The 26,215-nt window shown below is 40.2% G+C and carries 29 protein-coding genes; 14 read left to right on the top strand and 15 right to left on the bottom strand.

From position 1 onward, the window contains the following. The first annotated feature begins 1 nt into the window (after position 1). Positions 2–478, top strand: a complete 477-nt coding sequence (locus DYH63_RS03405) for a hypothetical protein (RefSeq protein WP_116787466.1) — start codon at positions 2–4, stop codon at positions 476–478. Here the strand turns inward: DYH63_RS03405 and recN are convergent. Together recN and DYH63_RS03395 are read right to left on the bottom strand one after the other, a co-directional pair. Continuing rightward, the gene (recN, locus tag DYH63_RS03400; protein ID WP_116787465.1) at positions 470–2,122 is read right to left on the bottom strand and encodes a DNA repair protein RecN; all 1,653 of its coding nucleotides are present in this window, start codon (positions 2,120–2,122) and stop codon (positions 470–472) included. The two genes, DYH63_RS03405 and recN, sit on opposite strands and share 9 nt — an antisense overlap. 168 nt (positions 2,123–2,290) lie before the next feature. Further along, entirely contained in the window at positions 2,291–2,650 is a 360-nt protein-coding gene (locus tag DYH63_RS03395) for a DUF983 domain-containing protein (protein WP_116787464.1), read from the bottom strand. 95 nt (positions 2,651–2,745) lie between these two features. Between DYH63_RS03395 and DYH63_RS03390 the strand changes: the two genes are divergently transcribed. The 3 genes from DYH63_RS03390 to DYH63_RS03385 are packed head-to-tail and all read left to right on the top strand — an operon-like array spanning position 2,746 to position 3,998. Further along, the gene (locus DYH63_RS03390; protein WP_116787463.1) at positions 2,746–3,627 is read left to right on the top strand and encodes an AraC family transcriptional regulator; all 882 of its coding nucleotides are present in this window, start codon (positions 2,746–2,748) and stop codon (positions 3,625–3,627) included. Continuing rightward, positions 3,627–3,755 carry a hypothetical protein gene (locus tag DYH63_RS21675; protein WP_256386726.1) on the top strand — a complete coding sequence of 43 codons (129 nt, stop codon included), beginning with the start codon at positions 3,627–3,629 and terminating at the stop codon, positions 3,753–3,755. The genes DYH63_RS03390 and DYH63_RS21675 overlap by 1 nt, the downstream gene beginning before the upstream one ends. 3 nt (positions 3,756–3,758) lie before the next feature. Further along, complete coding sequence (locus DYH63_RS03385) at positions 3,759–3,998, top strand: VOC family protein (protein WP_116787462.1); 240 nt, start codon at positions 3,759–3,761, stop codon at positions 3,996–3,998. Between the two features lie 31 nt (positions 3,999–4,029). On the opposite strand, the gene DYH63_RS03380 is transcribed toward DYH63_RS03385, so the two are convergent. From DYH63_RS03380 to aroC, 6 genes are all read right to left on the bottom strand, one after another. Next, positions 4,030–4,917 (bottom strand): OmpA family protein, encoded by an 888-nt coding sequence (locus DYH63_RS03380; protein WP_116787461.1) that lies wholly within the window; start codon positions 4,915–4,917, stop codon positions 4,030–4,032. A 54-nt stretch (positions 4,918–4,971) separates the two neighbouring features. Further along, positions 4,972–5,508, bottom strand: coding sequence for a C40 family peptidase (locus DYH63_RS03375; RefSeq protein WP_116787460.1), 537 nt, complete (start codon positions 5,506–5,508; stop codon positions 4,972–4,974). A gap of 95 nt (positions 5,509–5,603) precedes the next feature. Continuing rightward, on the bottom strand, positions 5,604–6,593 hold the full coding sequence (locus tag DYH63_RS03370) for a T9SS type A sorting domain-containing protein (protein WP_116787459.1): 990 nt from the start codon (positions 6,591–6,593) through the stop codon (positions 5,604–5,606). 174 nt (positions 6,594–6,767) lie between these two features. Next, entirely contained in the window at positions 6,768–8,081 is a 1,314-nt protein-coding gene (locus tag DYH63_RS03365; protein ID WP_116787458.1) for a T9SS type A sorting domain-containing protein, read from the bottom strand. A 240-nt stretch (positions 8,082–8,321) separates the two neighbouring features. After that, a complete protein-coding gene (locus DYH63_RS03360; protein WP_116787457.1) occupies positions 8,322–9,911 on the bottom strand; it encodes a T9SS-dependent choice-of-anchor J family protein in 1,590 nt (529 codons plus the stop codon). Positions 9,912–10,034: 123 nt separating this feature from the next. Further along, a complete protein-coding gene (aroC, locus tag DYH63_RS03355; RefSeq protein WP_116787456.1) occupies positions 10,035–11,099 on the bottom strand; it encodes a chorismate synthase in 1,065 nt (354 codons plus the stop codon). A 161-nt stretch (positions 11,100–11,260) separates the two neighbouring features. On the opposite strand from aroC, the gene DYH63_RS03350 reads away from it, so the two are divergent. The 7 genes from DYH63_RS03350 to DYH63_RS03320 all read left to right on the top strand — a co-directional run bounded on the left by DYH63_RS03350 (position 11,261) and on the right by DYH63_RS03320 (position 16,626). Further along, the gene (locus DYH63_RS03350; protein WP_116787455.1) at positions 11,261–12,091 is read left to right on the top strand and encodes a UDP-2,3-diacylglucosamine diphosphatase; all 831 of its coding nucleotides are present in this window, start codon (positions 11,261–11,263) and stop codon (positions 12,089–12,091) included. Positions 12,092–12,147: 56 nt separating this feature from the next. Then, positions 12,148–12,930 carry a hypothetical protein gene (locus tag DYH63_RS03345; protein ID WP_116787454.1) on the top strand — a complete coding sequence of 261 codons (783 nt, stop codon included), beginning with the start codon at positions 12,148–12,150 and terminating at the stop codon, positions 12,928–12,930. Positions 12,931–13,060: 130 nt separating this feature from the next. Continuing rightward, entirely contained in the window at positions 13,061–13,564 is a 504-nt protein-coding gene (locus DYH63_RS03340; RefSeq protein ID WP_116787453.1) for a hypothetical protein, read from the top strand. A gap of 181 nt (positions 13,565–13,745) precedes the next feature. Continuing rightward, positions 13,746–15,116 carry a 30S ribosomal protein S6--L-glutamate ligase gene (rimK, locus tag DYH63_RS03335; RefSeq protein WP_116787452.1) on the top strand — a complete coding sequence of 457 codons (1,371 nt, stop codon included), beginning with the start codon at positions 13,746–13,748 and terminating at the stop codon, positions 15,114–15,116. Positions 15,117–15,200: 84 nt separating this feature from the next. After that, positions 15,201–15,398 carry a GldL-related protein gene (locus tag DYH63_RS03330; RefSeq protein ID WP_162926908.1) on the top strand — a complete coding sequence of 66 codons (198 nt, stop codon included), beginning with the start codon at positions 15,201–15,203 and terminating at the stop codon, positions 15,396–15,398. Positions 15,399–15,402: 4 nt separating this feature from the next. Then, positions 15,403–15,801 (top strand): hypothetical protein, encoded by a 399-nt coding sequence (locus tag DYH63_RS03325; protein WP_116787450.1) that lies wholly within the window; start codon positions 15,403–15,405, stop codon positions 15,799–15,801. 36 nt (positions 15,802–15,837) lie between these two features. Beyond that, positions 15,838–16,626 (top strand): M23 family metallopeptidase, encoded by a 789-nt coding sequence (locus DYH63_RS03320; RefSeq protein ID WP_162926907.1) that lies wholly within the window; start codon positions 15,838–15,840, stop codon positions 16,624–16,626. Positions 16,627–16,698: 72 nt separating this feature from the next. Here the strand turns inward: DYH63_RS03320 and DYH63_RS03315 are convergent, their stop codons facing one another. Both DYH63_RS03315 and DYH63_RS03310 read right to left on the bottom strand, forming a co-directional pair. Next, entirely contained in the window at positions 16,699–17,214 is a 516-nt protein-coding gene (locus DYH63_RS03315) for an O-acetyl-ADP-ribose deacetylase (RefSeq protein ID WP_116787448.1), read from the bottom strand. 272 nt (positions 17,215–17,486) lie between these two features. Continuing rightward, positions 17,487–19,982, bottom strand: coding sequence for a M14 family zinc carboxypeptidase (locus DYH63_RS03310; RefSeq protein ID WP_116787447.1), 2,496 nt, complete (start codon positions 19,980–19,982; stop codon positions 17,487–17,489). 192 nt (positions 19,983–20,174) lie between these two features. Between DYH63_RS03310 and DYH63_RS03305 the strand changes: the two genes are divergently transcribed. Together DYH63_RS03305 and DYH63_RS03300 are read left to right on the top strand one after the other, a co-directional pair. After that, on the top strand, positions 20,175–20,426 hold the full coding sequence (locus DYH63_RS03305) for a hypothetical protein (RefSeq protein WP_116790730.1): 252 nt from the start codon (positions 20,175–20,177) through the stop codon (positions 20,424–20,426). 95 nt (positions 20,427–20,521) lie between these two features. Beyond that, positions 20,522–21,208, top strand: a complete 687-nt coding sequence (locus DYH63_RS03300) for an OmpW/AlkL family protein (protein ID WP_116787446.1) — start codon at positions 20,522–20,524, stop codon at positions 21,206–21,208. A gap of 61 nt (positions 21,209–21,269) precedes the next feature. On the opposite strand, the gene DYH63_RS03295 is transcribed toward DYH63_RS03300, so the two are convergent. Continuing rightward, on the bottom strand, positions 21,270–21,887 hold the full coding sequence (locus DYH63_RS03295; RefSeq protein ID WP_162926906.1) for a porin family protein: 618 nt from the start codon (positions 21,885–21,887) through the stop codon (positions 21,270–21,272). A 22-nt stretch (positions 21,888–21,909) separates the two neighbouring features. After that, positions 21,910–23,043, bottom strand: coding sequence for a cysteine desulfurase family protein (locus DYH63_RS03290; protein ID WP_116787444.1), 1,134 nt, complete (start codon positions 23,041–23,043; stop codon positions 21,910–21,912). A 254-nt stretch (positions 23,044–23,297) separates the two neighbouring features. On the opposite strand from DYH63_RS03290, the gene DYH63_RS03285 reads away from it, so the two are divergent. Further along, positions 23,298–24,305: a membrane lipoprotein lipid attachment site-containing protein gene (locus tag DYH63_RS03285; RefSeq protein ID WP_116787443.1), complete on the top strand. Its 1,008-nt coding sequence runs from the start codon at positions 23,298–23,300 to the stop codon at positions 24,303–24,305. Positions 24,306–24,388: 83 nt separating this feature from the next. Here DYH63_RS03285 and DYH63_RS03280 read toward each other — a convergent pair whose 3' ends face one another. The 3 genes from DYH63_RS03280 to DYH63_RS03270 are packed head-to-tail and all read right to left on the bottom strand — an operon-like array spanning position 24,389 to position 26,193. Next, on the bottom strand, positions 24,389–24,880 hold the full coding sequence (locus DYH63_RS03280) for a hypothetical protein (RefSeq protein ID WP_116787442.1): 492 nt from the start codon (positions 24,878–24,880) through the stop codon (positions 24,389–24,391). A gap of 38 nt (positions 24,881–24,918) precedes the next feature. Next, entirely contained in the window at positions 24,919–25,416 is a 498-nt protein-coding gene (locus DYH63_RS03275; protein ID WP_116787441.1) for a PilN family protein, read from the bottom strand. A 12-nt stretch (positions 25,417–25,428) separates the two neighbouring features. Beyond that, on the bottom strand, positions 25,429–26,193 hold the full coding sequence (locus DYH63_RS03270; protein WP_116787440.1) for an MBL fold metallo-hydrolase: 765 nt from the start codon (positions 26,191–26,193) through the stop codon (positions 25,429–25,431). Positions 26,194–26,215 lie beyond the last annotated feature (22 nt).

The raw sequence follows: 26,215 nt of genomic DNA, 5'->3' as shown, positions 1-26,215 counted from the left end.
AATGATTGACCTCTTAAATGAAGATGAATTTTCACCAAAAGTATACAGCCCTAACCGTTGGTTTGGCAGGTTCTACATTGGCGCATTTATTTTTGAAATAACAGCGATTGTAATGTCCCGGCTTATAACACTAGACAATAATGCATTGTCTATTTCAGTAGGGATATTTACCGGGTTTATATTACCATTGAGCTTGTCTATGGTAATGATATTTACAAAAAAGGAAATTTTGCTCGATACCAAAAAAAGTAAAATAATAGCCGGAATCTTTATCCTGCAAATGTGCTTCCTTATACCATGGCTTATTAACATGGTCTCTAATTACTTTCAAATATATTTATTTGAAGGAGACATAACTAATTTTTGGATACTCTTAATTCCTATAACCATCAGAACAATACTATATGGTATTACGCTGGCAATAATTATGCCTTTGATAAACCGCAGCCGCAAAATAAAAGACCATCCCCTACCCTAATAATGCTTTTGCATGTGTAAGTGCAGAGTCGCTTACATCTTTACCGCTTAGCATTTCGGCTATTTCTCGCACGCGCTCGTCGTGGGTAAGCAGCTTGAGTTCGCTTACCGTGGTATTGCCCGATGTAGACTTATATACTTTATAGTGCTGATCGCCTTTAGCAGCTATCTGTGGCAAGTGGGTAATGGCAAATACCTGCATTTCGCTACTCATGCCCTTCATGATATCGCCCATTTTTATGGCAACCTCACCAGACACACCGGTATCTATTTCGTCAAATATTATAGATGGCAGTTTTGAGTAATTTGCCAGTACCGATTTTATTGCCAGCATAATGCGCGACATCTCCCCTCCTGATGCTACCTTTTTAAGCAACCCAAAGTTAGTACCCTTGTTAGCCGAAAACAGTAAATTAATTGCATCCTTACCATTATTGTAGTAAGTATCGCCCGCAATTACCTCAAATTTAAAACGTGCATTTGGCATACCCACCTGGGCAAGTATGGCGGTAATTTTTTCTGTAAGTACCGGTATTGCTTTCTGTCTTGCCTTGTTAAGGATAACAGCAGTTGCATCAACCTCTTTTTTTGCCTTAGCTACATTTTGATGCTGCTTTTCTATGGCCTCATCAAGTCCTTCGGCAAGAACAACATTACTTTCCAGTTCGTTTTGTATCGTAATCAGTTCTTCAACCGTTGTTACATTATGTTTCTTCTGGAGGTTATAAATAAGCTGTAGTTTTTGGTTAACCTGCTCCAGCGCCTCAGGATCGTTTACCAGTTGCTCGTAATGTTCAGAAATCCCGTCTGTAACATCATCTAATTCTATAAGCAGGCTGTTTACCCTTTCATAAAAGGCGGCATATTCTTCAGAGATTCCACTTATCTTTTGCAGGGCATTTTTTATCTCTTTAAGGTTTTGAACGGCACCTATCTGCTCTTCATTGGCTACAGCCAATGCCTTTGCAATACTCTCTTTTATAAATTCTACATTGCTTAACTTTTCCTGTTCGCTTTCAAGCTCAGCCTGTTCGCCTGCTTTAAGTTTTGCACCAAGCAACTCATTAAGCAAGTAAGTATTATAATCCTGCTCTTTACCCAAATTGGCTTTTTGGTCTTCCAGTTTTTTAAGGGCACTCTGCGCCTGTTTAAATACCGAAAGTTGTTTTTTAAAGGTATCAAGCGTAGCGTTGTTTCCTGCAACTGCGTCGAGTATCTGCATCTGGTACAACTCATCGCTAAGTTCGCGGGTTTGCTGCTGGCTGTGTATGTCTATAAGGTAATGGCCAAGCTCCTGCACCTCGGTAAGATTTGCAGGACTGTCGTTTATAAAGGCGCGGCTCTTACCGCTTGGCAATATCTCGCGGCGCAGTATGGTAACATCTTCATAATCGAGGTCGTTTGCCGTAAAAAACTCCTGAAGGTTATAATCAGCAATCTTAAAATGTGCTTCGATTACACATTTTTGTTCTTTATCTTTAAGTGATCCCAGGTCGGCACGATTACCCAATACAAGGCCAAGGGCACCTAAAAGGATGGATTTACCTGCGCCGGTCTCTCCTGTGATGATAGAAAAACTGCCGGTAAAATCTATATGAAGCTGCTCTATAAGAGCAAAGTTTTTTATTTGGAGTGTTTGAAGCATAATGGATTCTGGGTGCAGATTGCTGTACAAATATAGCACTTTTTACAATTACGAATTATCAATAGTGAATTGCAAATTAAAAAAGACAGCCACGAATTCTACAAATTTTCGCTAATTGATTAGTAAAAATTCGCAGAATTCGTGGCTGAAACAATCTACCTAAAATCGTTACAGTGTTCGGCCGGGGCCATCAAACATATAGATCCATAACATGCGCGAAATCCTGAAATTAAAGGTGCTTAGCAGCACTGCCAGTATTGCTATAATAGTAATCATGGGGGCAAAACCTTTTACAAAAAACTGCATTATTAAAAAAGCCCCAACCATCTCAGCTACGGCCATTGCATAACTTACATACATAGAGCCAAAAAAGTAGCCTGTCTCTTTTTCAAACTTATGTCCACAGCAGCTGCATTTTTCATTCATCTTTGGCATACGCAATAAAAATATATTACCCTTCGTAGCAAACACTTTGCCTTCTGCACATTTAGGGCACTTTTCTTCGAGGATATTAACTATTTGAGACATGGTGTTTTTTTTATTCAAAGATACCCCGCTATGACACACATATCAATAGACGGTTTACGCAGAAATTTGTACTTTTAGGACATTATTAAAAATTTATGAAGCCGGTAAACGTACTCAATATAGCCCAGTTTAAACACGATGATCAGCATGAAGATTTTCATGCCAACAGGCTCGAAAACCATCTGGAAACGAGGCATAAAGACATAGCAGAACCTCACAGCCATAACTTTTACCTGGCAATACTTTTTACCCATGGTACCGGCACGCACGAAATAGACTTTTCGGTATTTGATGTAAAACCGGGAGCATTGTTTTTCTTAAAACCCGGACAAACGCACCACTGGCATCTTTCGCCCGACACTAAGGGATACATCTTTTTTCATACACGAGAATTTTATGAGTTGTACTATACTCATAATGAGTTAGCTCGCTATCCATTTTTTTACAGCATGCACACCAGCCCCTGTATATATCTTACACTTGATGCAAAAAAAGAGCTGGCCGCTACTTTTAAAGAAATATACCGCGAGTACCTTAATGGGCCCAACCTGTTTAAACAGGCACTGCACGCACACATAACACTATTATATGTAAAGGCTACACGCTTATATGACACGCTAATTACGAGTGAAGCTAATACCGAAAACACGTACTACTTAAAATTCAGGGAATTTGAAGATGTATTGGAAAAAGAATTTCGCAACCAGAAATTACCCGGCTATTATGCCGATAAACTTGCCGTAACCCTGCGCCACCTAAATAGGATAACACAGGCTGTAGTGGGCAAAACCGCCACCGATGTAATACTGGAACGCGTACTGCTCGAAGCCAAAAAGGAACTGGTACTGCACCGTGGTAATTTTAAAAGCATTGCAGGCCTGCTGGGATATGAAGACTACGGGTACTTTTCTAAACAGTTTAAAATAAAAACCGGCGGCACACCCAGCCAGTTTGTAAAACGATATATAAAACAATAATGAGTACAGCAAAAATTATAGGAAGTGCGCCGCAATTACTTGTTAAGAATGTAGTACTAACAGCCGAATATTACCGCGATGTTTTGGGTTTTAGTGTTATAGGCTATGCTTTAGACCCGCCGGTTTAGGCAATGGTGCAACGGGACGGTTTCCAGATACATTTTGCAAAGGCAGATAACATTAACCTGAATGAAACCCTGAGAAAAGGAACTACTGACTTTATACTATGGATACCGGAAATCGATACTTTTTACAATGAACTAAAAAGCAAAGGCGCTGATATAATTACAGAAATTATACAGCGCCCTTATGGCAGCCGCGAATTTGTAGTTCGCGACTGCAACGGTTATACTATTTTAATAGGCGATTAGGCTATAATGGTAAAGCACACAATTAAGAAAGCTAGTCATTAGCCATTACTAGCACCTCTACCCTGCGGTTTGCTTCACGTTCCTGGTCATTATTTTCAGGTATGGCATAGATGGGTTGTGTGGTGCCAAGCCCCTCAAAATTTACACGGCTTTTTTCGATACCGTTTTGTGTAAGAAACATCATTACGCTTTTAGCCCTGTCATAAGAAAGCTTATTACGATCGGTAGGGCTACAGCAAATATGCCCCTGGAGCTTTATTTTTAAACCCGGGTTCATTTTCATTACCTCAAGCAGCGAGTAGATATTAGGCCGTGATTCTTTTACGAGAGCAAAAGTATTTCTGTAATAATTAAGGTTAGGTATTTTTACTTTATCGCCCACCTTAGCGGTGCCCAGTTTTTTCATAAAAGCGAGATCCAGCGTCATTTCTTCGTCTTTACCATCAGGGTTACGCACCTTTATCTTTGTAGCATAAACAATATCTTCTTTCTTTACCGTTTTAGGCTCATCTTTAATACCCAGTATCTCATTTTCGCGCGGAATGTCTTTTTCTAAAAGATAGTATATCGTAGCCTTACGGTTTTTGGCTTTTACAGCTTCGTGCTTATGGAGTTTTCCAAAATTTCGGGTAGAAAAATCAGACCGTATACTAACCTTTCCACGGATTACACCAAAAACAAAGTCTACCCTGCGCTGGCCCAACGAGTCGTTAAGGCCTACAGAGCCATCTTCATCGGTATAACCGTTTATACCTACAATTTTAGATGTTTTATTTGCCAGTGCCCAAGCCTTAAGGCTGGCAAGCTCTTTAGCATCAAGCTCATGCTTATTAGTATCAAAATATACTGAGAACTGCTCCTGCGCATTTGCTCCAAAAGCAAACATGGTAAAAAGTCCAATAAAAAATAACTGCTTCATAAGTTTGTAAATGAGTTAAACGAAGATAGCTTATATTTTATTATTGCCGAAGGGTTATAACAAAAATGGATCGATACATTTATAGAAGCGGCGGGTATACATGGCGCTGCCCAAGTCGCTAATGGTAACGGCCATTTCTTTACCGGAAGAAGCATGTATAAAACGACTTTTCATACCGTTAGCCTCGCATACAATACCCAAATGCCCTACAGATGCACTGTCTTTATAACCATAAAAAACAAGTATATCGCCTACTTTAAAATCGGAAGCCTTTTTAGCCGCCCCAAGGTTTTTAAACCCTGACGAGCTGCGTGGCAAATTTATACCGAAATTTTTATACACGTAGTTTACAAAACCAGAACAGTCAAACCCTACAGCAGGGCTTGCCGTGGCATATTTATAAGGTATGCCCAGATACTTTTTTGCATAAGCAATTACCTTTTCGCGGTAGGTAAGTTCTTGCTTAACCAACGTATTATTAGCCGTTGATATGGTTGCACTGTAAGCAAGACCTGTTTTGTGCGATGTGTCTTTATTGCAGGACACAACCATAAGACTAAGAGCTATAAGTATGTATGTTATTTTTTGCATGGCTTATACTTTACAAAATCTATGCCCTTTAATTTACCAAATAGAAAAAGCCCCTGAAAAACAGGGGCTTAAAAAAAAATCAAAACTACCATCAGCTATTCTTTCACAACCTTTTTAGTGGTTGTTCCTTTATCAGAACTGATAGTTAGAAGATATACTCCCGAAGCAAGGTCTGCAATATTAACCTGTGCGTCAGAAGCACCGCTATATTTTACAGTTTTAACAGTGCGACCATTAAGATCGGTAAGTGCTATATTATTTACAAGGGCATCTGTATTAGATACATTTATTACACTAGATGCCGGGTTAGGATAAACCGCAAACTGTGCTAATGAAGGGTTAACTACACCAGCTGTAGGCAATGCTATTGTAAGGTTGTCTACATACCATGTACTATTATAATCGTCTGTATAGAATACCGGGTAGTAAGATCCGTTAAGTACACTTGTATCTGCCGGGGTAAATGTATAAACCTCTTCGCCGTTTACAATGTAAGTAAGCGATTGATCTACGTTAAAACGAACTTTAACGGTATAGTTTGTTGCTGCCGAAAAACCTGTAGCTTCTACATATCCGTAGTTATTATCTTCAGACTGGTCTTCAGTAGAATCCCAAACCAGGATTGTACCAGAGTAATCAAACTGAACCTTAGCAAAGGTAGTCTGGGTATTTGCTGTAGCATCATAGTTTGTAAGCTGGTAACCAAGGTTACTGCTTGTAGTACTAACAACATTTGTACGGGTATCAAATGTAAGCTCAAACGCAGTACCGGAAAGTGTAGAAAAATCATAAAGCGGGCCAATGGCATAATTTGCCTCGTCATCCTGGTTATTTAACGGCGAGAACATGAGCGATTGCGTACCTTCTGAAGCCCAGGCATCAGATATTGTAATAACTCCCGCATCTACATCATCATCGTTAGCAGAGCTGTAAGTACTCCACTGTGTGGTGTAAGTACCAATATCATCACCCACTATGTAAGCAGCTGTTTCAGATTCTTCAAAAGAGGTAATAGTTTGCGATTGGGCATTTGCACTAAAATAGGCTACACATAGCATGGCGCCTGTAAGTAATAATTTTTTCATTTGTGATAGTTTTTTAATATGATAAAATTAATCACAAACATTAAAAAATAGCGCAGCAAAAATTCGTGTTTACCTTTTTAAATGCAGCGTTTACCGCATATAACAGATAAAAATGCAAATAAAAAAGCCGCTGCAAAATGCAGCGGCCTTAAAGTATGTTTAGAAACTAAGTAATTAGTTTTTAACGATCTTTTTAGTAGAAGTACCTTTATCAGATGAAATAGTCATCATGTAAACACCAGAAGCAAGATCTGAAATATTTACCTGAGCATTAGTTACACCATCAAATTTAGCAGACTTAACAGTACGCCCGTTAAGATCTGTAACTGCTACATTATTTACAAGTGCGCCAGCGCTTGCAACATTTACAACATTTGATGTAGGGTTAGGGAATACAGCAATGTTAGAAACATCATTCTTAACAGTACCCATTGCACCATCAACATTAACCTCAAATACTAATAGAGCACCACCTGACTGGCTTGTTGAATGAATACCAAAAAAGTACTCACCATCAGCATCAGGAGTAAAGGTATATGAACCCAAAGTAGCGTTTTCTTTAAGCACATTAAGATCTGTTCCTGATTGAGCAATACCAGTTTCTTCTCCTATTAAGGCTACCGGAGTATATGAGTTATTTACAATATTAAACACATAAACTTCAAAACTCTCATCAGCTTCAACTACAGCACCAGCCTGAGTTTGAGTATTTACACCATTGTAAGTTACATTTAAAGTATACTCAGTACCACCTACAAGATTTTTCTCGCTTGAAATAAGGAAATCATCATTTGCTGTACCCTGAGCTGAGAATATAGCAGCTGTGTTATCATAATTATAATCAGTACCACCAAAATCGTAGTCTGTCATTAGCTGCCACTTGTTTCTAACAGTTGTAGATGGATTTGGCCTAGCCCAGCAGAAATACCAGTTTGCAAGGTTTGTCCAGTCTTCGTGAAGGCTGTTATCAACACAAGAAGGATCGTTGAATGTTAATTCAACATCAAAGCCTGTATCTACATATGCATCATCAAAAGCAATATAATAAGTTTGACCAGCTACAACAGGAAATTCAAAATCTGCATAAAGAACATTATTTGGATCGTAAGATATCGGGTTTCCCTGATCATCATAAATTATATTAAAATACTTGTCATCACCAGTCGTCCAGCAAGTAAGTGCATCACAAGTACCAGAATATACAGCTACACGTGTATCACCTTCAGGATCATTTCCTTGTACGTTTGTATTAATCCTAAAAGCACCATTAGCAGGAGCGGTAACTTTATACCAGTTTGCAGCAGTTGCAGCATCAGGATTTGTAGTACTTGTAGTTGCAAAGCATCCTTCTGCATAATAATCACCAGCAATAGTTCCTACAGTAGTAATTCCTATAGGTAGTTCAAGAGCTTCAGCACAGCTAAATTGTGCTCTTGCCCCAAATGAAAGTGCCATTAAAGCAGCACCCGTAAGTAAAAGTTTTTTCATTGTATGATAGTTTTTAAAGGTGCTAAAATTAGTAAAAACTACAATACAAAACAATTATTATTTCACTTTTTATCAATTTTAAATACGATAATGATTAAATTATACTTCTAAAAGTTAGAAAACAATGCATTATCAGCGCATTTGTTGAATAATTCAAAAAAAACCGCTCGCCTATTGTTCTTACAAAAAAGCCGTTGCATTTGCAACGGCTTAATTTTCAAATTATTAAAAAATCGTTATTTAATTTTTAACAATTTTCTTTGTCGTGGTGCCTTTGTCAGAACTAATTGTCATCATATAAACTCCAGAAGCAAGATCTGAAATATTTACCTGAACATCTGTAAGCCCATCAAACTTATTATTTTTAACTGTACGCCCATTAAGATCGGCTACTTTAATGTTATTTATAAGTGCACCATTAGTATTTGCAACATTAACTACCGAAACTGCCGGGTTAGGGAATACTGAAATTGCTGAAGCAACTTGCTCATTTACACCTGTAGTTCCAGTTACATTAAAGCCATCAAGAACAAGCGCACCATTTGCAGCTGCTGTGTTTGCCGGCCCTTCATAATGAAAACCTATATAATATATACCATCTGCAGGTACTGTATAAGAACCTGTTTTTTGTACATACTCTTCATCAGTAATCTCCTCCTGAGGCACAAGAGTTATGGTTTGCGCATCAGAAGTCTTATCTGAACCAATTGTAACAGTAAGGTAATTTTCATTACCGTTACCGGCTGTATCTAACGCAATTTCTTTTACAAAATAAGAATAGCTGATATCTGTACCACCTACTAACCTAAGGCCGCGAGAAAACAACCAAGAATCTCCATCTGCTGCTGTACCTATAGCCGCAGCAAAATAAGTACCCTCCTGTGCAGGGAAATCAGTGCCTCCCATGTATCTGCCCCACGCTGCTCCTTCTTCATTTACTAACTCAGTATACCAACCACCGGCTGCTAATGGAGTATTTTCAAACCCATAAGCATATGGTACTGATGTAGCTGATATTAGTGGCGTGTAGAAAGAATAAGGGCCTTCCCAACCGCTGTTAGCAGTACCACCACAAGTTGCTGTAATATAGAAGCTATAGCTGGTACCTTCTGTTAAACCATCAAGTAAAAATTGTGGCTGTGTAGTATTTATTGTAGTACCGCTTCCTAATGTAAAGCCTGTTACACCATATTCTACACTATATCCTGTAGAAGTACCATCTATTGTAAATGATGCAGATGTACTTGAAAGATCATCAAGAGTAAGTCCGCTTATAGGTGCACATGCTGTTATACTAACATCGTCAATCCTGGCAAGGTCAGCATCAAAAGCAACATATTGAAACTTAATCTTAACATTTGTTTCTCCTGCATAATCGCTTATGTCTATACGCTTTAAAAGCGGAGCATAGTTTTCAAATTCACCTTCATCTTCTTCTACCCAAACTTGCGTCCAGGTTGCTCCTCCATCTGTTGATATTTTTGCAAAAAGATCTCCATTATTATCAGGAGCTACCATCCAGTCATACCCTAAAGAAGCTGTAAAGTTAAAATAGGCTGTTGTATAGCCGGCAAGACTAAAGCTTGGGCTGATAAGTGACTCATCAGAATCTTCATCTGAATTATAGGCAACCGCTGCAGATTGGTTTCCACTAATTGCGTTGTCGCCGGTAGCAGCAAACCATGTATAGTCAGGATCTGAGATAGTTCTTTCAATCGTCCAGCCTGTAGGAGGAAATGTTGTTCCCTCAAAATTCTCATTAAGTGCTACCTGTCCAAATGATAACCCAAAAGAGGCTAACATAGCACCAGTAAGTAAAATTTTTTTCATGATGATAGTTTTAATTTTTACCAAAAATAACAATTTTCAAATTCCTTACAATTTATTTATATTAAATTTATGAAGAATAAACACACATTCAATTATAATCTAACAGACACTATAAATTTTATCCTATATATACTGAGATTTGTTTAATAAATAAAAATCTGCTAAAACAAGTGCCGCCATAGCCTCAACTATAGGTACAGCGCGTGGCACTACACACGGGTCATGCCTGCCCTTACCGTGCATTTCTGTAACGTTGCCGTGGCTGTCTATAGTCTCCTGAGCCTGCATAATAGTAGCTACCGGCTTAAAAGCTACTTTAAAATAAATATCCATACCATTGCTAATACCGCCCTGTATACCACCACTAAGGTTTGTTTTAGTAGAGCCATCGGCATTAAACAAATCGTTATGTTCGCTGCCTTTCATTTTAGAGCCTTCAAAACCACTACCATATTCAAAGCCCTTAACAGCATTAATACTCAGCATTGCCTTACCAAGCTCGGAATGCAGTTTATCAAAAACAGGCTCTCCTAAACCCGCAGACACATTTTTAATAACACAGGTTACAGTACCTCCTACGGTATCGCCCTGTTTACGTATCTCCTTGATATAATCTTCCATTTTTTCGGCAAGTGCCGTATCAGGGCAGCGCACAGCATTGCTTTCTATCAAATTAAAGTCAAGATCCTGGTAAGGTGTATTTAGAGCAATATCACCTACAGATGATGTATATGCATTAATTGTAATACCTGGCAGCATTTGTTTTGCAATCGCGCCTCCCACTACCCTGCTTATTGTTTCGCGTGCAGAACTGCGGCCTCCGCCACGGTAATCGCGCACGCCATACTTCTTATCATAAGTATAATCAGCATGAGAGGGGCGGTACACGTCTTTTATATGCGAGTAGTCCTGAGATTTTTGGTTGGTATTTGGCACTATAAAACCTATGGGCGCACCGGTAGTTTTCCCTTCGAATATGCCGGAAAGAAACTGAACCTCATCCGGCTCCTTACGCTGTGTAACTATAGCACTTTGGCCCGGCTTGCGGCGGTTAAGCTCATACTGTATGGCATCGGTATTTAGTTCAATACCCGGAGGGCAACCGTCTATAACGCCGCCTATTGCCGCCCCGTGCGATTCTCCAAATGTTGTAAGCCTGTAAAGTGTACCGTAAGTATTGCCTGCCATAATAATGTGTTTTAAACAAATGTAACATCTTCTGCCCTATTTTAATAAAAAAACACCTGCTGATTGCTTACAGGTATACCTCCTGCACAATAAACATTTTAATAACCTTTTGGTAAACACCATTTTATACACACAGGCTTAATTTGCAAGAAACATATCTGATGAAAAAAAGGATTGTTGATGTAGTGGTACTATCTGATGTACACCTGGGCACATACGGCTGTCATGCAAAAGAATTGCTTCACTATCTTTCTACCATTAAGCCTAAAACCCTGATACTTAACGGAGACATTATCGACATCTGGCAGTTCAGGAAATCATATTTCCCGAAACCACATCTTAAGGTGGTAAAAAAACTGCTCGACTTTGCCTCTAAGGGTACTAAGGTATATTACATTACCGGCAATCATGATGAAATGCTGCGCAAGTTTGCAGATACTACCATGGGCAACATAAGCATTGTAAACAAAGTAGTACTGGAGCTTGACGGCAAGCAGGCCTGGTTTTTTCACGGCGATGTGTTCGACAGTTCTGTTCATTCTGCTAAATGGATCGCAAAACTGGGCGGCTGGGGCTATGACTACCTTATATTATTAAACCGTTTTATAAACTGGATACTGGTAAAAATGGGTCGCGAGCCTTATTCTCTTTCTAAGAAAATAAAAGCCAGCGTTAAAAAGGCCGTTAAGTTCATCTCAGACTTTGAGGCTACCGCAGCAGATATTGCCATAGAAAACAATTATGACTATGTAATATGCGGGCACATACATGAGCCTGCCATAGCCGTAAAAGAAAATAAAAAAGGTAGTGTTACCTATCTTAATTCCGGCGACTGGATAGAAAACCTTACCGCGCTGGAATATCATAAAAAACAATGGAAACTGTACCGTTATGAAAATGAGGCACAAGCTATAGAAGAAGACGAAACCGATATCGAATTACAACCGGAACATCAACTGGTTGCAACTTTGTTTTTCGATAAAAAATTGTAAGCCATTTTCTTAAAATGTAGCTATATTAGCCGCTAAACTTAAACTTAGCTACACTTATGAAAAAACTTGTTTATACCCTTGCAGGCTTTGTAACATTATTAAGCATTTCGTGCTCTAAAGATGACGATAGCAACAGCAACTCCGGAGACACCGCTTTCCTGCCGCTTAAAGCCGGAAATTACTGGGTTTATGATGTGAGCAGCGCTGCACAAAGCGAACGAGACTCGGTATATACAAATCATGATACCATTATAGGCGCTAACTCATATAAAAAAATACAAACAGGCAACACAACACCCTCAGGTTTTTTTAGCAATGTTATAAAAAACAACGGTATTCGTAAAGATGGTGATGCCTTAAAACTTAGTGGTGGTACGGCTGTAAACTTTAGTGCCGAATTTCCGTTCAGCATAGCCGTTACAGACTTAGTGGTATTTAAAGAAAGCGCCACCGCAGGCCAGGAACTGGGCGCTGTTTCGGGCACAGTAGAGCAGCAATATGAAGGCCAGCCCTTTACCCTTACTTATAAGCTTACCACAATTGCAGACCAAACATTGCCATCTTATAGCGTGGGCGGACATAATTATACCAATGTAAAAAAGGTAAAGGCCGTAGTAAACCTTTCTATAACCTATAGCCTTGAAGGGTTTCCGGTAACGGTGCTTACTCCACAAGATGTGGTAACTTCTTACCAGTATTATGCAGAAAACATAGGTGTGGTAAATGTTGAAACAGCTTTTAAATACAATATAGATCCGGCAATAGCTGCATTTCTTACCATAGATCCTACCACTACCCAAACACAGCAGGAAGTACTTAACACCTATAATGTTCAGTAAATAATTGATTTGAATAGCAATAATGGTTTTAACAAAACGATAACTGTTAAAACTTTAACATAATGATATTCCTACAAAACGTAACCTTTTACTTTTGTTAAAGGAAAATTGAAACAACTAATTAATCATTATGAAAAAACTATTTTTATCTGCTTTGATGTTGGTAGGACTGGCATTTAGCGCACAGGCTCAAGACGGTACAAGAAATGCACTGGGTCTTAGACTTGGTGATAACGACGGCTTTGGTGGTGAGGTTTCTTACCAAAGGTCATTTTCTGGCAACAACAGGCTGGAGCTTGACTTAGGATGGAGAAACTCTAACGACTATGATGCTTTTAAACTTGCTGCACTATACCAATGGGTATGGAACATAGAAGGCGGCTTTAACTGGTATGCCGGTGTAGGTGGTGGTGTAGGTACATGGAGCTATGACTACAACGGACCAGGACCAGGCAACAATTTTGATGACAGTGGGTCTTTTGTTTTTGTAGCGGGCGACCTGGGTATTGAATATAACTTTGATATCCCATTGCAACTATCGCTAGACTTTAGGCCAGAACTTTATTTTAACGATGACTACCGCGGAGACAACTTTGGCCCGGACATCGCACTTGGTATTCGATACAAATTTTAATTACAGCATACAGATCCCGGTTTACAGCCGGGATTTTTTATTATCCAAAAACCAACGTGTATTTATAATCAGCAGCTTATAGCCACGATTTAATACAATATTAATTTTTCGATAAAAATGCGCCAATCGATTTACGCTTTTAAAAAAAACACTAATTTAGATTGTGTAATCTCAATCAAAAATGCTCGAAAAAGTAATTGTAGGAAGCGAAGAATGGTGCGCTTTTCCTGAACTGGGTATCCCAACAATAAAGGCACGTGTAGACTCCGGAGCCAAGACATCTGCGCTCCACGCCGTCAACATCATACCTTTTGAAAAAGAGGGCGAAGCATGGGTAAAATTTGACATCAACCCCATACAAAATAATACAAAGGCCATTATACATTGCCAGGCGCCACTGGTAGACAAGCGTGTGGTAAAAAGCAGCAGCGGCTATCGCGAGCAGCGTTATGTTATTAAAACACAAATTCGCGTGGGCGACCTGGACTGGGAGGTCGAGGTAACACTTACCAACCGCGACTCAATGGGTTTCAGGATGCTGCTGGGCCGTGAGGCCATGAGTGGACGCATATTAGTAGACCCTGAACAAAAATACCTGTTGGGCCAGCCCACTAAAGAAAAGCTACAGGAATACTACGATAAAAAAGAAGATGGCGAAAAACGTGGCCTGCGCATAGGCCTTTTAGCCAGTAATCCTGAGCTGTACAGCAACAGGCGCATTATAGAAGCCGGCGAAGCACGCGGGCACGAAATGCACTTTCTGAACCTGAAGTACTGCTATATGAAACTGGATGCCGATAAACCGGAAATTCACTACCGTGGCGGACGCATACTTAATGACTTTGATGCCGTTATACCACGCATACGCCCTAGTATGACGTTTTATGGCTGTGCCCTTACCCGCCATTTTGAAGCACTTAAGGTATTTTGCCTTAACTCATCGGCAGCCATAACACAAAGCCGCGATAAACTATATTCATTGCAGTTGTTGCTAAACAGCGGTATAGACATACCTACTACGGGGTTTGCAAATTCGCCACTTGACACGAACGACCTTATAAGCATGGTAGGCGGTACGCCGCTTATTGTTAAACTGCTTGAAGGTACACAGGGTAAAGGTGTGGTACTGGCCGAAACAAAAAAGGCTGCCGAGAGTGTTATCAATGCTTTTAAGAGCCTTAATGCCAACATACTCGTACAGGAATTTATTAAAGAAGCAAATGGTAAAGACATACGCCTTTTTGTAATAGACGGTAAGGTAGTGGCATCTATACAGCGTGAAGCATTGCCGGGCGAGTTCCGTGCAAACATTCACCTGGGCGGTACGGCAAGCGTAATAAAAGCTACACCTGATGAAAAGAGGATAGCCATTAAAGCTGCTAAAGCCATGAACCTTAAGGTAGCCGGTGTAGATATTATACGTTCATCTAAAGGGCCGCTACTACTGGAGGTTAACTCATCTCCGGGCCTTGAAGGTATAGAAGGCGCAACCAATAAAGACATTGCAAGCGAAATGATCAAAGCCATCGAAAAAAACTTTAAGTGGAAATAATCAGGATTACGCTTTTAATTTATGATACAGGGTTACCTTCGGGTAACCTTTTTTTTTATCTTTGAGATACAATCAGCCACCAGCATGAAATACAAGCATCTCATCGCACTTTACCTTACAGGCACAGCAATAAGCATTATTGGTGCACTTTTTAAATTAATGCACTGGCCATACGCAAGCATAATGCTTGGGGTAAGCACTGCCCTTCAGGTTGTGGTGGTAGTGGGTGCCATTATAAAAGTATTGAATGACAATGATGCTAAAAGCTTTTTAAACAGATAAGCCAATGAAACGAATAACTACTTTTTTACTACTGTTGCTGTTACCATTATTTGGCTTTAGCCAGAATGACTGCACTAAATTTAAAACCGGTACTTTTAAGGTTACCGATCCTGCCACTAAAAAGGTTTGTTTTATAACCCGCGATGAAAAAACGCAAACCGAAAAAATGCAGGACGCCGAGGAAATCTACGATTTTGATATTGTATGGATAGACGACTGTACCTATACTGTAAGCCCTACGGCTGCCACGGCTGCCCGTAATAAAGAGGTTTTAAAATCAGGCACCATGACGGTGAAAATAACTAAAGTAAAAGACGGCTCTTATGTACAGCGCGTTACGGTGGCTAACAACCCTAAATTCCGCAGGATAGACGAGGTGTTTGCTGTGGCAGATAATAAATAATAAAGAGTGCGGCATTCAAAATTTTTAGTTCTTATTTTGGTTGCTATAGCATTGGGCTGCAAGTCAGTCCCTCATCAGCAACTGTACCAGGCACAAACCGCTACTAAAGTAAAGATTAGTAATGACACCATACACCTGGCTTTAGACAACCCGCTAAAAAGCCCAATGCGGTATTACCTTTCCAGCAGCGACAGCCTTTTTAACCTACGGTTAAAACCTTACCAACCCGTAGTAATGCAGCCTGAAACAAAACGCAGCATCAATATACCCGCCGATAGCCTTGAGGTAAAAACTTTTTTACTCAATACCGGCCTGGGCGATCCTGCTACACCCATAAACCGCTACCGCATAAGCCTGCCCTTCCCTAAAGGAAAAAGCTATCGCATAATACAGGCATATGAGGGCAGCTATTCCCACAACGATGCGCAATCTAAATATGCCATTGATTTTAGCCTTAAAGTAGGCGATACAGTATGCGCCGCAGATGATGGTATTGTGGTAGGTGTTATTAAAGATTATAAGTATGGTGGGGCTGACAAAAAGTGGAGCGACTATGCTAACTACATAACAATTTTTCACCCTAAATCAGGGTTGTATACGCAATACGTACACCTCAAACAAAATGGATCATTCGTAAAAATAGGTGATACCATTACCGAAGGCCAACCTATAGGACTCGCCGGAAAAACAGGCTGGACTGATATCGCCCACCTGCATTTCAACGTAAAAATGGCAGTACCACAGGGGATGATATCTGTTCCGGTAAAGTTTAAAGGCGGTTATGATGGTGAAGCGATGCGGAAGGGGGATATTGTACAGAAATAGATTCTTTTGAGCCACTAATTACACTAATTTCTACAAGTTTTGTTCGTGTCAATTGTTATAACTCCTGATCAATCATCTCAGCAAATCCTGGTACAGTGCTAAATTTTCATCATCAAAACACACAAAAACCACTTCCTGAATGCTTTCATTTTCAGCTAAAAAAGCTTTAACGGCAATAACAGCAACCTCAGCAGCTTTATCTTTAGGATAGCCATATATACCCGTACTTATATTTGGAAAAGCAATAGTGGTAACCCCATTTTTTACAGCAAGGCTCAACGAATTCCGGTAACAGTTAGCAAGTACTTCAGCTTCATTTTTATGCCCGCCATTCCACACCGGCCCTACAGTATGTATTACATAGCTAGCTGGCAGGTTACCCCCTGTGGTAATTACAGCTTCACCGGTTTTGCATTTGCCCTGCCTGTTACGTATTGCTACGCATTCTTCAAGAACTTTTGCGCCACCAGCACGATGTATGGCGCCATCTACCCCACCGCCGCCCAGCAACGATGAGTTGGCCGCATTTACAATGGCATCGGCCTGTACTTTTGTTATATCGCCTTTAAAAAGCCTGATTCTATTCATGGTATGGTTTATAGCACCAAAGTTCGTGAAAAATTCACGGTAAATACAAACATTTCATAGTGATTTAACCCGCAATCGGGTTTCAATGGGTATATCCTTAAAACAAAAAATCCACCCCGGTTAAAGGGTGGCTTCATTGTAAAAAAATAATCTACAGTTGTCATCAACTTGGGAGCAGTCTGACATATCAAATTTTAGGTACTGTAAAACTATTCTTAATATGCTATACGTGTGTTACAGTTTACGACATGATTTGTTGTATCATTTAACAATTAATTTACCTGGAACAGCGCATTGCTAAAAAGCAGGTTGCCATTTTCCCAAAACCCACGAAAAAGTGGATTATCTACCATATAAATTACCTGCCCCTCACCTTTAGGTTCTACAGCAAAGGTTACGGTATTGCCCAGCTTTCTTTTAAGGCTGCTGCCTATAAAGCCAAAGCTCTTGTAATCTTTAGGCACATAAATTACATTAAATGCATCTTTTAATAGCTGGTAATGCGATGCACTTGTTTTAAGGCTATAATAACCATTACCCAGGCCATAGCTTAGTGGGTGTGTTTTATCAAGCCTGTTCTCTATTATAGCACCCGATACGGATGATGAAAGCTCGCGACGCACAAAGCTATCGTAGTTATAATAACGGGCATCAAGAGCTTCATCGGCATCACGTTGCTGGTCTGCCGCCTCGTCGCTTTCGGTAGCAAAATGTTTAAGACTGTAACCCGCACGGTCTTCAAATATATCCATGGCATTACCCTGTGCTATTACTTTGCCGCCATTATTAATAAAGGTATCTATACGTCCCTTATCGGCATCAGAAAGGCTGTAATAACCGTTAGCCAGTATAATGGTATTGAAATCGCCAAATGCTACACGGCCTATGTTTTGCACATCTACTATGCTTACCGGATATCCTGCAATTTCATCCATATAAAACCACACCTGTCCAAAATCGGTACTGTTTACACCGCTGCCGGATAGCAACAGCACATCCGGTGCCTTAAGTAGCGGATACCCCTCACCGCCCAGGTCGCCGCCGGAAAGTGAGTAGCCACTTTCTATTACTTCATAATCGGGCTTACCATCCAGCATTACACTCATGGTTTGCTCAAAGGCAGTAAGGTGCGGGTTATCGCCTTTTAAAACAATAAGGTCGCCCATATGCACTTTTATTCCCCTGAAAAGAGACTCCTTACGCGCACTGCGTACTTTAATTTTAGAACCATGTAGCTGTGATAGTACTCGTACAGATCCCCTGCCATTCCACGGAATGTAATAAGCATATACACCCTCATTTTCAAACTTGCCTTTAAATTTAGGCTGTGTTCTGGTTTTTATGTTCAGGTCGCGCTTAAGCGCATAGCCGTCGCCACCGTAAGCGTGCGGAATATCCCAGGCAGTAATATCGTAAGAGAGGCTATCGCTAAGGCGCTGCACCGGCTCAAAAAGTACCTGTGTTAAAACTGCCTTTGGCTGGTCTGCGCTAACAATGATGTCGTTAAGCTCTATTGTAAAATCATCTTCCCTATCGGTCTGGTAATGGTAACCCTCAGTTTTTTTAGTTTCATCGGCATAGGCAAACGCTATTTTATTTCGCGTAAGCAACTGCGCCAGCTCCGGCGATTTACCAGAACTTTTTATCACATAGGTTTTGTACTTGCCTTTTGGCTTCTCACGGCTTTCTTTAAAATAATTACGGAAGTTGCGTATCAGCATATCCTTTTTCCAGGCGGCTGTTTCCACTACGGTAAGCATAGCAGCGGTATGATGGTCTATCCTGTCCTGCAAGGTAAGTACTTTACCATTATCAAGCTCCACAGCGCGACCGGCACCTATACCACCCTGCTCAAAAGTCATACCCACCGCACCGTTAAAGCACGGGTAGGTATCGCCATAACTAGGGTAAAACAGGTCAAATATTTCGCGGGTATAATAGCCCCAGCCATTTTTGTCAAACTTTTTTGAGGCCATCTGGCCTATGGCTTCATAAAAATCCTTCTGCCCTTTTGTTATAAAATCGTGCATGGGTTCTGCCGGCGGCGGAAAAAAGTAAGGGTCGTTATATCCCATTTCGTGTACATCGGCGTGTACCATGGGCATCCACTGGTTATAAAGCACCATGCGCTGCTGTGTTTCGGCCTGTACCTGCCATGCCCAGTCGCGGTTAAGGTCGTACTGGTAGTGGTTTTCGCGCCCACCAGGCCAGGGTTCCATGTGCTCGCGGTCTGTCCTGCCCGGGTGCAGCTCTTTGCCGGTTACGGTATGCAGCCAGTTGCCATAACGGCTATAGCCATCGGGGTTTAAGCACGGAGCCAGTATGATTACAACATTTTGCAGCCACTCTTTAGTATCTGCATTATCCGGGTTTAAAAGTTCGTAAGCAACATTCATGGCACTTTCGGCAGCAGCAGGTTCATTGCCATGCACATTAAAGCTCAGCCATACAATTATCTTATCGGGCGCTGCCCCACTGCCCCCAAGACCTGCGGCGTTAAGGTGGCCATTGCGTATGGCATCGATATTTTTAAGATTTTCGGGAGTAGAAATAATATATGCGTTAAGCCCGCGCCCCTCATAGGTTTGTCCATAAGGCTGCGGCTTTATCATGTCTGAATTTTGTGTAAGATAGGTAAAGTAACTTTCCAGCTGGTGGTAGTAACTTACATGGCTGCCATAGTCGTGTAAAATGCCCTCGGGGCTTTTAAGCTGGGCATTAAGTACTATGCTAAAAAATAATAAAATGGCGGCTAAAAAATATTTCATGTACCGAAATTAAAGGGAAACCAAATGTAAGAATTATAGACAAAATGCCCTGTACAAAATTTTGTAATTTATTTAGCAATAGTTTAAGCGATAGAGCACATGGTATTTGTACATTTAAAGATAACCTGAATCTCAGCTACCAATTAATTGATGTAATTCATATAATTGATGACTACTACTAAGAATGAAGCTATGAGCAAAATTAAAAAGAAAGCAAAAAAAGGCAGTAAAAAGAAAAACAAGCTGGGAGTTAAAAACTCGCTCGTAAATAACATTAATGCCCGTAAGCGAAAAGGCAAAGCACGCAGTAAGAAAAAGTCTAAGATATCTAAAAAGGCCTATAAGGATATGAAGGACAAATGGGGTAAAAAGAAATCTGGCAAAAAGAAAACCGCCAAGAAGAAAAAAGGTAACAAAAAAGGCGGAAAGAAAAAGAAGAAATAATATGGTAAAATTAATTGAGGCGGCATGACTTTAATCAGGTTTTGTGCTTTTTGTCTTACATACTTTTGACATGTAATTCAAAACACAAATTCAAAATGAAAAAATTAACCTTTGTTGCCTTAGCCTTGTCACTATTCAGCATTAACCTTGCAACGGCACAGCAGGATGATACTACAAAAACAAACGATTTTAAGAAATGGCAGGTGCGCCTGCGTGGCGTAGCGGTATTGCCCGATGAAAGCGCAAGCATTAAAACCATAGGCGGCGGTGTAGATATTTCTAACTCTTTTATTCCTGAAGTCGACTTTACCTATTTTTTTACAGAACATATAGCTGCCGAGCTAATACTGGGTACTACAAAACACGATGTAAACACTACAGGGTCTGACATATCTGCCATTGGCGGGCCTACAAAAACCAATGTAGACCTGGGTAGTGTGTACCTGCTGCCTCCTACCCTTACGCTACAGTACCACTTTTTTCCCGGTAAAACCTTTAAACCTTATGTGGGTGCCGGTATTAACTATACCATTTTTTATAGTGTAGACGAAGGCAATACCGTAAAAGATGTAAAGTATGACAATGCCTTTGGCTATGCTTTTCAGGCAGGACTTGATATTAAGCTTACCGATAAATTTTTTATAAACATCGATGCTAAAAAAATCTTTTTGAAAACAGATGTTACAGTAGATGCTTCTAACCTTGCCACCGGCCTTAGCATACCGGCTAAAGTGGACATTAACCCATTACTGCTGGGCTTTGGCGTAGGGATGAAGTTTTAAGCCTTTGATGGTTTGTGTAAGTAAGCCGCTCTTGTGATGGGGAGCGGCTTTTTAGTTTTTACTATTGAAGCAAAAAGTTTATGCCTGTATTAAAGGCTACCCTGCTGGTTGTAGTATTACGATAAAAGGCATCTGTATTTTTAAAAACATCGGCCATACCACCCTGTCCTTCAAATTCTATAAAAATTTTCACAAAGCTGCCCACAGGTATTTTTACCCCTATACCATAAGCTAATCCTGCATCTGTTTTATTATACATACCGGTAGTTGGGGTATCAAACCCTTCTTCTTTTGAAGCCACCAGAAATCCAACATAAGGTCCAAAGTTTAGATACCAGTTCTTGGTTCTTCCAAAATGCAGGTTGGCCATTACGGGTATGGTAATATAATCCATACTGTAATTAGTAGCATATATGTATCCTTCATGTTGTAAGGGCACTTGGTCATATCCCTTACGATCATAAGCTACTTTAGCTTTTAATCCCCATGCTCTTGAGAAATAATATTCGCCGGAAATAGCCGTGTTAAAGCCATTACGCACTTCAGGGTCAAAATTATCACCATAAATACTTGAGCCGCTAAAGCCAATGCCGGCTCCCATTTCAAAGCTTCCTTTTTGCTGTGCAAAAGCTGCTGTAATACATGAGACTGATACAAACGTTAGTAGTTTTCTTTTCATTAGGGTTGGTTTAATTATAGGCTTATATTTTTTGAAGCGCTGCAATAAGCAGGTCTATATCTTCAAAAGTATTATAATGGCTTAATGAAATACGCAGCGATGGTTTTTTAATTTCATCTTCGGGCAAAATTTCTTTAAGCACGTGCGATGGCCGCACACTGCCGGACTGGCACGCACTACCTCTTGATACTGCTATACCCAGCATATCAAGATGAAAGAGTATCATGGCTGTTTTATCTTCACTTAAGGGCAATTGTATATTAGCAAGGTTGTAAAACAACTCATCGCCCGCCGCAGCACCGTTTACTTTATAACCCGTAAAATTTTCATCGAGTTGTTGTAACAGGTATTTCTTTATACTTAAAATATGTTTACGCTCTGCTTCCAAATTATTATATGAAAGCTCCAGCGCTTTAGCCATGCCTGCTATCTGATGGTTTGCCTCAGTACCGGGACGCACGCCTTTTTCCTGCTCGCCACCAAAAATTATAGGATACATCAGTATATTTTTTCTGATATAGGCAAAACCCACTCCTTTAGGACCGTGAAATTTATGGGCACTCGCAGTTATAAAATCTACCGGAAGGTTTTTAAGATCAAGTTCTATTTTACCTACCGCCTGTACGGTATCGCTATGAAAATAGGCTTTATTGTTACGGCAAAGCTGCCCCACTTTTTGCAGGTCGAGTACCACACCGGTTTCATTATTAATATACATAAGGCTTACCAGGGTAGGGATTTCATGCTCCAGTAATGCTGCTAACTGGCTAAGGTCTGGCTGTCCGCCCGGTAACAGGTTAAGATATACAATTTCTGTCCCAAACTCCTGTGCAAGTTGCGGAATGGTAACCAGTACCGAATGATGCTCTGTTCTTGTACTAATAATTCGCTTAACACCCAGATGCTGTACAGCATTCCTCAAAATAAAATTATTACTCTCTGTACCGCCACTCGTAAAAATAATTTCGCGTGCCTCTGCATTAATAAGCGAGGCTATGGTTTTGCGTGCTGTTTCTACCACCACCTTAGCTGTGCGGCCAAAGCTGTGGGTAGATGACGCATTACCATATACATCATTTAATACTGCTGTTATTTCGGTTATAACTTCGGGGCGCAGCGCTGTGGTAGACGCATTATCAAGATAAGCTTTTTTCATTGCGTACAAAGTTACTTAATTTTGATGTGTTATGCCATTATCGCGTTAATTGCCATAAGAAACAAAATAAAAGCAAACCGGTAATCAAGCAAATTGGTTTTTGAAGTTACAGTTCTGTTACAATAGCTTTATAAGATTAACGTTATCAATGCAACTGATAGCTAAAAACTACACCAAAGGCCTTTTCCCGCTATTTGCTAAAAACTTTCGCCAAACCGTTTAAAATAGTATTTTTGCTTAAAATTGATACCAACATGAAAAAGATATTCTGCTTTATTGTCGCACTGATTTTATTAACCGGCTGTGATGATGGCGAAATGACTTTCCAGAAGTTTAACTTTACGGGTACATTAAAAGAATGTAGCCTTAAGACAGGAACTTATATAATGACTACAGGCACTGAGGCACTGATTATAGACCTGGCTGCCACCCCGCTGGTTAATATAGAAAGTGCAAAAAATAGCGCCGGCGACCCCATAAGCAGAAACATAGCGCTTGGAGCCAATGCTTTAGAATACAGGGTTTACACCAGTACTGTTACAAGTGACAATATTTGTAATGCTACAGGCAACGCTTCTGTAACCATAAAAGACCGTTGGCAGGGAACGGGAAACCTTGGTATAATTACAACTAAAAAGACGGATTCTAAAGGTGTAATAACCTTTATTCATTCTATAACGCTTACCGATGCTACTTTTACCAAAGATGGAGAAACCATACGTATTGAAGACAACTACCTAAATACAGTAACTACATCAATGGGAGTAACATTAAACTTTGCCAATGATAATGAAAGTGACCCAATTAACCTTTCGATCTGCGAAGATAACAGTAATTTAAAATACTGGATAAAAAACAACCAGTCTATCTTACTGCAATTTGCACCCGGCACACTTAATAATGCAGGCACAGAAGATGTAATAGAAGTTCCTTTAAATGCTGACCTTACTGCTGCAACAGCAAATAATATAACAATAACCGTTTATTCAGGAAACGGCATGACTTCTGAAGGAATATGTACCCGAAATAAACCCGTTACCCCTACCGAAAAATCGCGTTGGGTAGCAACATCTGGAAATGTGGTGCTAAAAAGAAGCCTTATAAGCGGTGCATACTATTATGATGTATATTTAGCAAAGGATATTGCTTTTTATAACCGAACTAATATTGGTAGTGGAGAATTCTTTAATCCTGAGCCTAATTTCCCTGACAGTACCGGCGACTTTGCTGACTATTATTACCTGGGTAGGATAGCAAACTAACTGCTGCTCGTAACTATAAATAAAAATGTCCGTAACTCTTTATGAATTACGGACATTTTTTTATTTGTCAATTTATATAACTGTTAGCTCTGTTCGTCTTCATCGCCGGTTACCTGGCCTTCTTTTACGGCCTGCGCACCTACAAACAGTAACTGCCCGCTTTGCTTTAGAGAATAACCTTTATCTGAATGTAATGACCACTTACCTTTCCTGAAAACATTTTTTCCATCGGCATCCATAATAATACCGGCATTAGTATCGGGCAGGTATAATTCGGCATGTTTTTTATCTTCATCAAAAATTACAAAAGCACTCTTTACAGGACTTTCATCTTCTACCTGCTGTACAGAGTTTAGCCTGTAACCATCTTCAAGCGGCCTTATGCAGTCATTCTTTAGCACACTCCAGCGGTAGCCCGCAGACAGCACACAACCATTCTTATCTTTATCGGTACCCATTACCACATTTTCTTTGCCTATAGAATCGGTATCAGCACCTTTATCCTGCTTTTTTAAAATATAATCGCAGGAAAAAAGGCTTAGCGAAAAGGCAAGCAATATCAATGGCTTCTTCATGTTCTGTTCTTTAAAAAACTAACTCTAATTTACAAAAATTATTTTACGGTACCACCGTAAAGTACAGACTGTATTGTCTCATAAGTAATGGTGCCGTTATCTTCTACAAAATAGCGTATAAGCACATCGCCCCATGCAGTACCGTTACTAAAATCGGCAATAATCCAGCGGTTGTTTATTATCTGCACCCTGTTAATAAGGAATTTTTGTCCGTTTACAGGCTCATAACCGGTAAGTGGGTTACCTTGTGGGTTGGTATTTTTATCTGCAATACCGTCTTTTATTTTCAGTATCAGCGCATCAATATCAGTAATTCCCTTATCAACAAAATAGTCTATTGCGTTATCATTATCCTTAAGGGTAAAACCATCTCCGGCAGTGTTGCTTTTTACACTATCACGTGCCGCTTTAAGCTGCCCCTGCAGCGTTTCTATGCGCTGCTGGTCGTGCTTTTGCTGGCCGTTATAAAACATATAGGTAAAAATGCAAATGATGAATGCAAAAACAAACAGGTATAAAAAGAGGTTCTTTTTCATACAATAAAAAAATTATAAAGTGATTTGTAAGTTATCGTAAGCTAAAAATACATTTTTGGGTAGCATGGCCTCGACTTCTTCATGAAAGCCCAGCATATGGCTAATGTGGGTAAGGTAAGCTTTCTCCGGGTTTATCTTTGCAATCAAATCCAGCGCTTCCTGCAGGTTAAGGTGCGACTCATGAGGATCTATGCGCAGCGCACTAACCACTAGCACTTTAAGTCCACTCAGCTTAGCAGCCTCTTCATCGGGTACCGTTTTTACATCCGTCAGGTAAGCAAAATCATCAACGCGATAACCAAAAATTTCCAGCCTGCCATGCAGCACCTTTATAGGGGTAACCATTTTGTTGCCAATTACAAAAGGCATATTATTATGTACCGTGTTGATGGTTACTGTAGGCACACCCGGATACTTTTCGCCTTCGGTAAAAATGTAGTCAAATCGTTTTTTAAGGCTCTCAATTACCCTTTCATGGGCATATATGGGTATGTCGCCCTGGCGAAAGAAAAACGGGCGTATATCGTCCAGCCCTGCAGTATGGTCTGCATGCTCGTGTGTATATAATATACCGTCAAGCTTTGTACAACCGCTTGTAAGCATTTGCTGACGGAAGTCGGGGCCGCAATCTATTACAAATGAATAGTTTTCCCAGGATAACCAAACCGAAACCCTGAGGCGCTTATCCCTGGGGTCGCTGCTTAAACATACAGGATGCGTACTGCCAATAATGGGTATGCCCTGCGATGTACCGGTACCAAGAAACCAAACGTTCAAAATAGTGTATTTTAAATACAAA

It is taken from the genome of Flavobacterium psychrotrophum (assembly GCF_003403075.1).
Taxonomy (GTDB): domain Bacteria; phylum Bacteroidota; class Bacteroidia; order Flavobacteriales; family Flavobacteriaceae; genus Flavobacterium; species Flavobacterium psychrotrophum.
This window is presented reverse-complemented; position numbering and strand designations above follow the sequence as displayed.

Coding starts and splice junctions, on each gene's coding strand:
- DYH63_RS03405 (WP_116787466.1), top strand. CDS start 2: ATGATTGACCTCTTAAATGAAGATGAATTTTCACCAAAAGTATACAGC.
- recN (WP_116787465.1), bottom strand. CDS start 2,122: ATGCTTCAAACACTCCAAATAAAAAACTTTGCTCTTATAGAGCAGCTT.
- DYH63_RS03395 (WP_116787464.1), bottom strand. CDS start 2,650: ATGTCTCAAATAGTTAATATCCTCGAAGAAAAGTGCCCTAAATGTGCA.
- DYH63_RS03390 (WP_116787463.1), top strand. CDS start 2,746: ATGAAGCCGGTAAACGTACTCAATATAGCCCAGTTTAAACACGATGAT.
- DYH63_RS21675 (WP_256386726.1), top strand. CDS start 3,627: ATGAGTACAGCAAAAATTATAGGAAGTGCGCCGCAATTACTTGTTAAG.
- DYH63_RS03385 (WP_116787462.1), top strand. CDS start 3,759: ATGGTGCAACGGGACGGTTTCCAGATACATTTTGCAAAGGCAGATAAC.
- DYH63_RS03380 (WP_116787461.1), bottom strand. CDS start 4,917: ATGAAGCAGTTATTTTTTATTGGACTTTTTACCATGTTTGCTTTTGGA.
- DYH63_RS03375 (WP_116787460.1), bottom strand. CDS start 5,508: ATGCAAAAAATAACATACATACTTATAGCTCTTAGTCTTATGGTTGTG.
- DYH63_RS03370 (WP_116787459.1), bottom strand. CDS start 6,593: ATGAAAAAATTATTACTTACAGGCGCCATGCTATGTGTAGCCTATTTT.
- DYH63_RS03365 (WP_116787458.1), bottom strand. CDS start 8,081: ATGAAAAAACTTTTACTTACGGGTGCTGCTTTAATGGCACTTTCATTT.
- DYH63_RS03360 (WP_116787457.1), bottom strand. CDS start 9,911: ATGAAAAAAATTTTACTTACTGGTGCTATGTTAGCCTCTTTTGGGTTA.
- aroC (WP_116787456.1), bottom strand. CDS start 11,099: ATGGCAGGCAATACTTACGGTACACTTTACAGGCTTACAACATTTGGA.
- DYH63_RS03350 (WP_116787455.1), top strand. CDS start 11,261: ATGAAAAAAAGGATTGTTGATGTAGTGGTACTATCTGATGTACACCTG.
- DYH63_RS03345 (WP_116787454.1), top strand. CDS start 12,148: ATGAAAAAACTTGTTTATACCCTTGCAGGCTTTGTAACATTATTAAGC.
- DYH63_RS03340 (WP_116787453.1), top strand. CDS start 13,061: ATGAAAAAACTATTTTTATCTGCTTTGATGTTGGTAGGACTGGCATTT.
- rimK (WP_116787452.1), top strand. CDS start 13,746: ATGCTCGAAAAAGTAATTGTAGGAAGCGAAGAATGGTGCGCTTTTCCT.
- DYH63_RS03330 (WP_162926908.1), top strand. CDS start 15,201: ATGAAATACAAGCATCTCATCGCACTTTACCTTACAGGCACAGCAATA.
- DYH63_RS03325 (WP_116787450.1), top strand. CDS start 15,403: ATGAAACGAATAACTACTTTTTTACTACTGTTGCTGTTACCATTATTT.
- DYH63_RS03315 (WP_116787448.1), bottom strand. CDS start 17,214: ATGAATAGAATCAGGCTTTTTAAAGGCGATATAACAAAAGTACAGGCC.
- DYH63_RS03310 (WP_116787447.1), bottom strand. CDS start 19,982: ATGAAATATTTTTTAGCCGCCATTTTATTATTTTTTAGCATAGTACTT.
- DYH63_RS03305 (WP_116790730.1), top strand. CDS start 20,175: ATGAGCAAAATTAAAAAGAAAGCAAAAAAAGGCAGTAAAAAGAAAAAC.
- DYH63_RS03300 (WP_116787446.1), top strand. CDS start 20,522: ATGAAAAAATTAACCTTTGTTGCCTTAGCCTTGTCACTATTCAGCATT.
- DYH63_RS03295 (WP_162926906.1), bottom strand. CDS start 21,887: ATGAAAAGAAAACTACTAACGTTTGTATCAGTCTCATGTATTACAGCA.
- DYH63_RS03290 (WP_116787444.1), bottom strand. CDS start 23,043: ATGAAAAAAGCTTATCTTGATAATGCGTCTACCACAGCGCTGCGCCCC.
- DYH63_RS03285 (WP_116787443.1), top strand. CDS start 23,298: ATGAAAAAGATATTCTGCTTTATTGTCGCACTGATTTTATTAACCGGC.
- DYH63_RS03280 (WP_116787442.1), bottom strand. CDS start 24,880: ATGAAGAAGCCATTGATATTGCTTGCCTTTTCGCTAAGCCTTTTTTCC.
- DYH63_RS03275 (WP_116787441.1), bottom strand. CDS start 25,416: ATGAAAAAGAACCTCTTTTTATACCTGTTTGTTTTTGCATTCATCATT.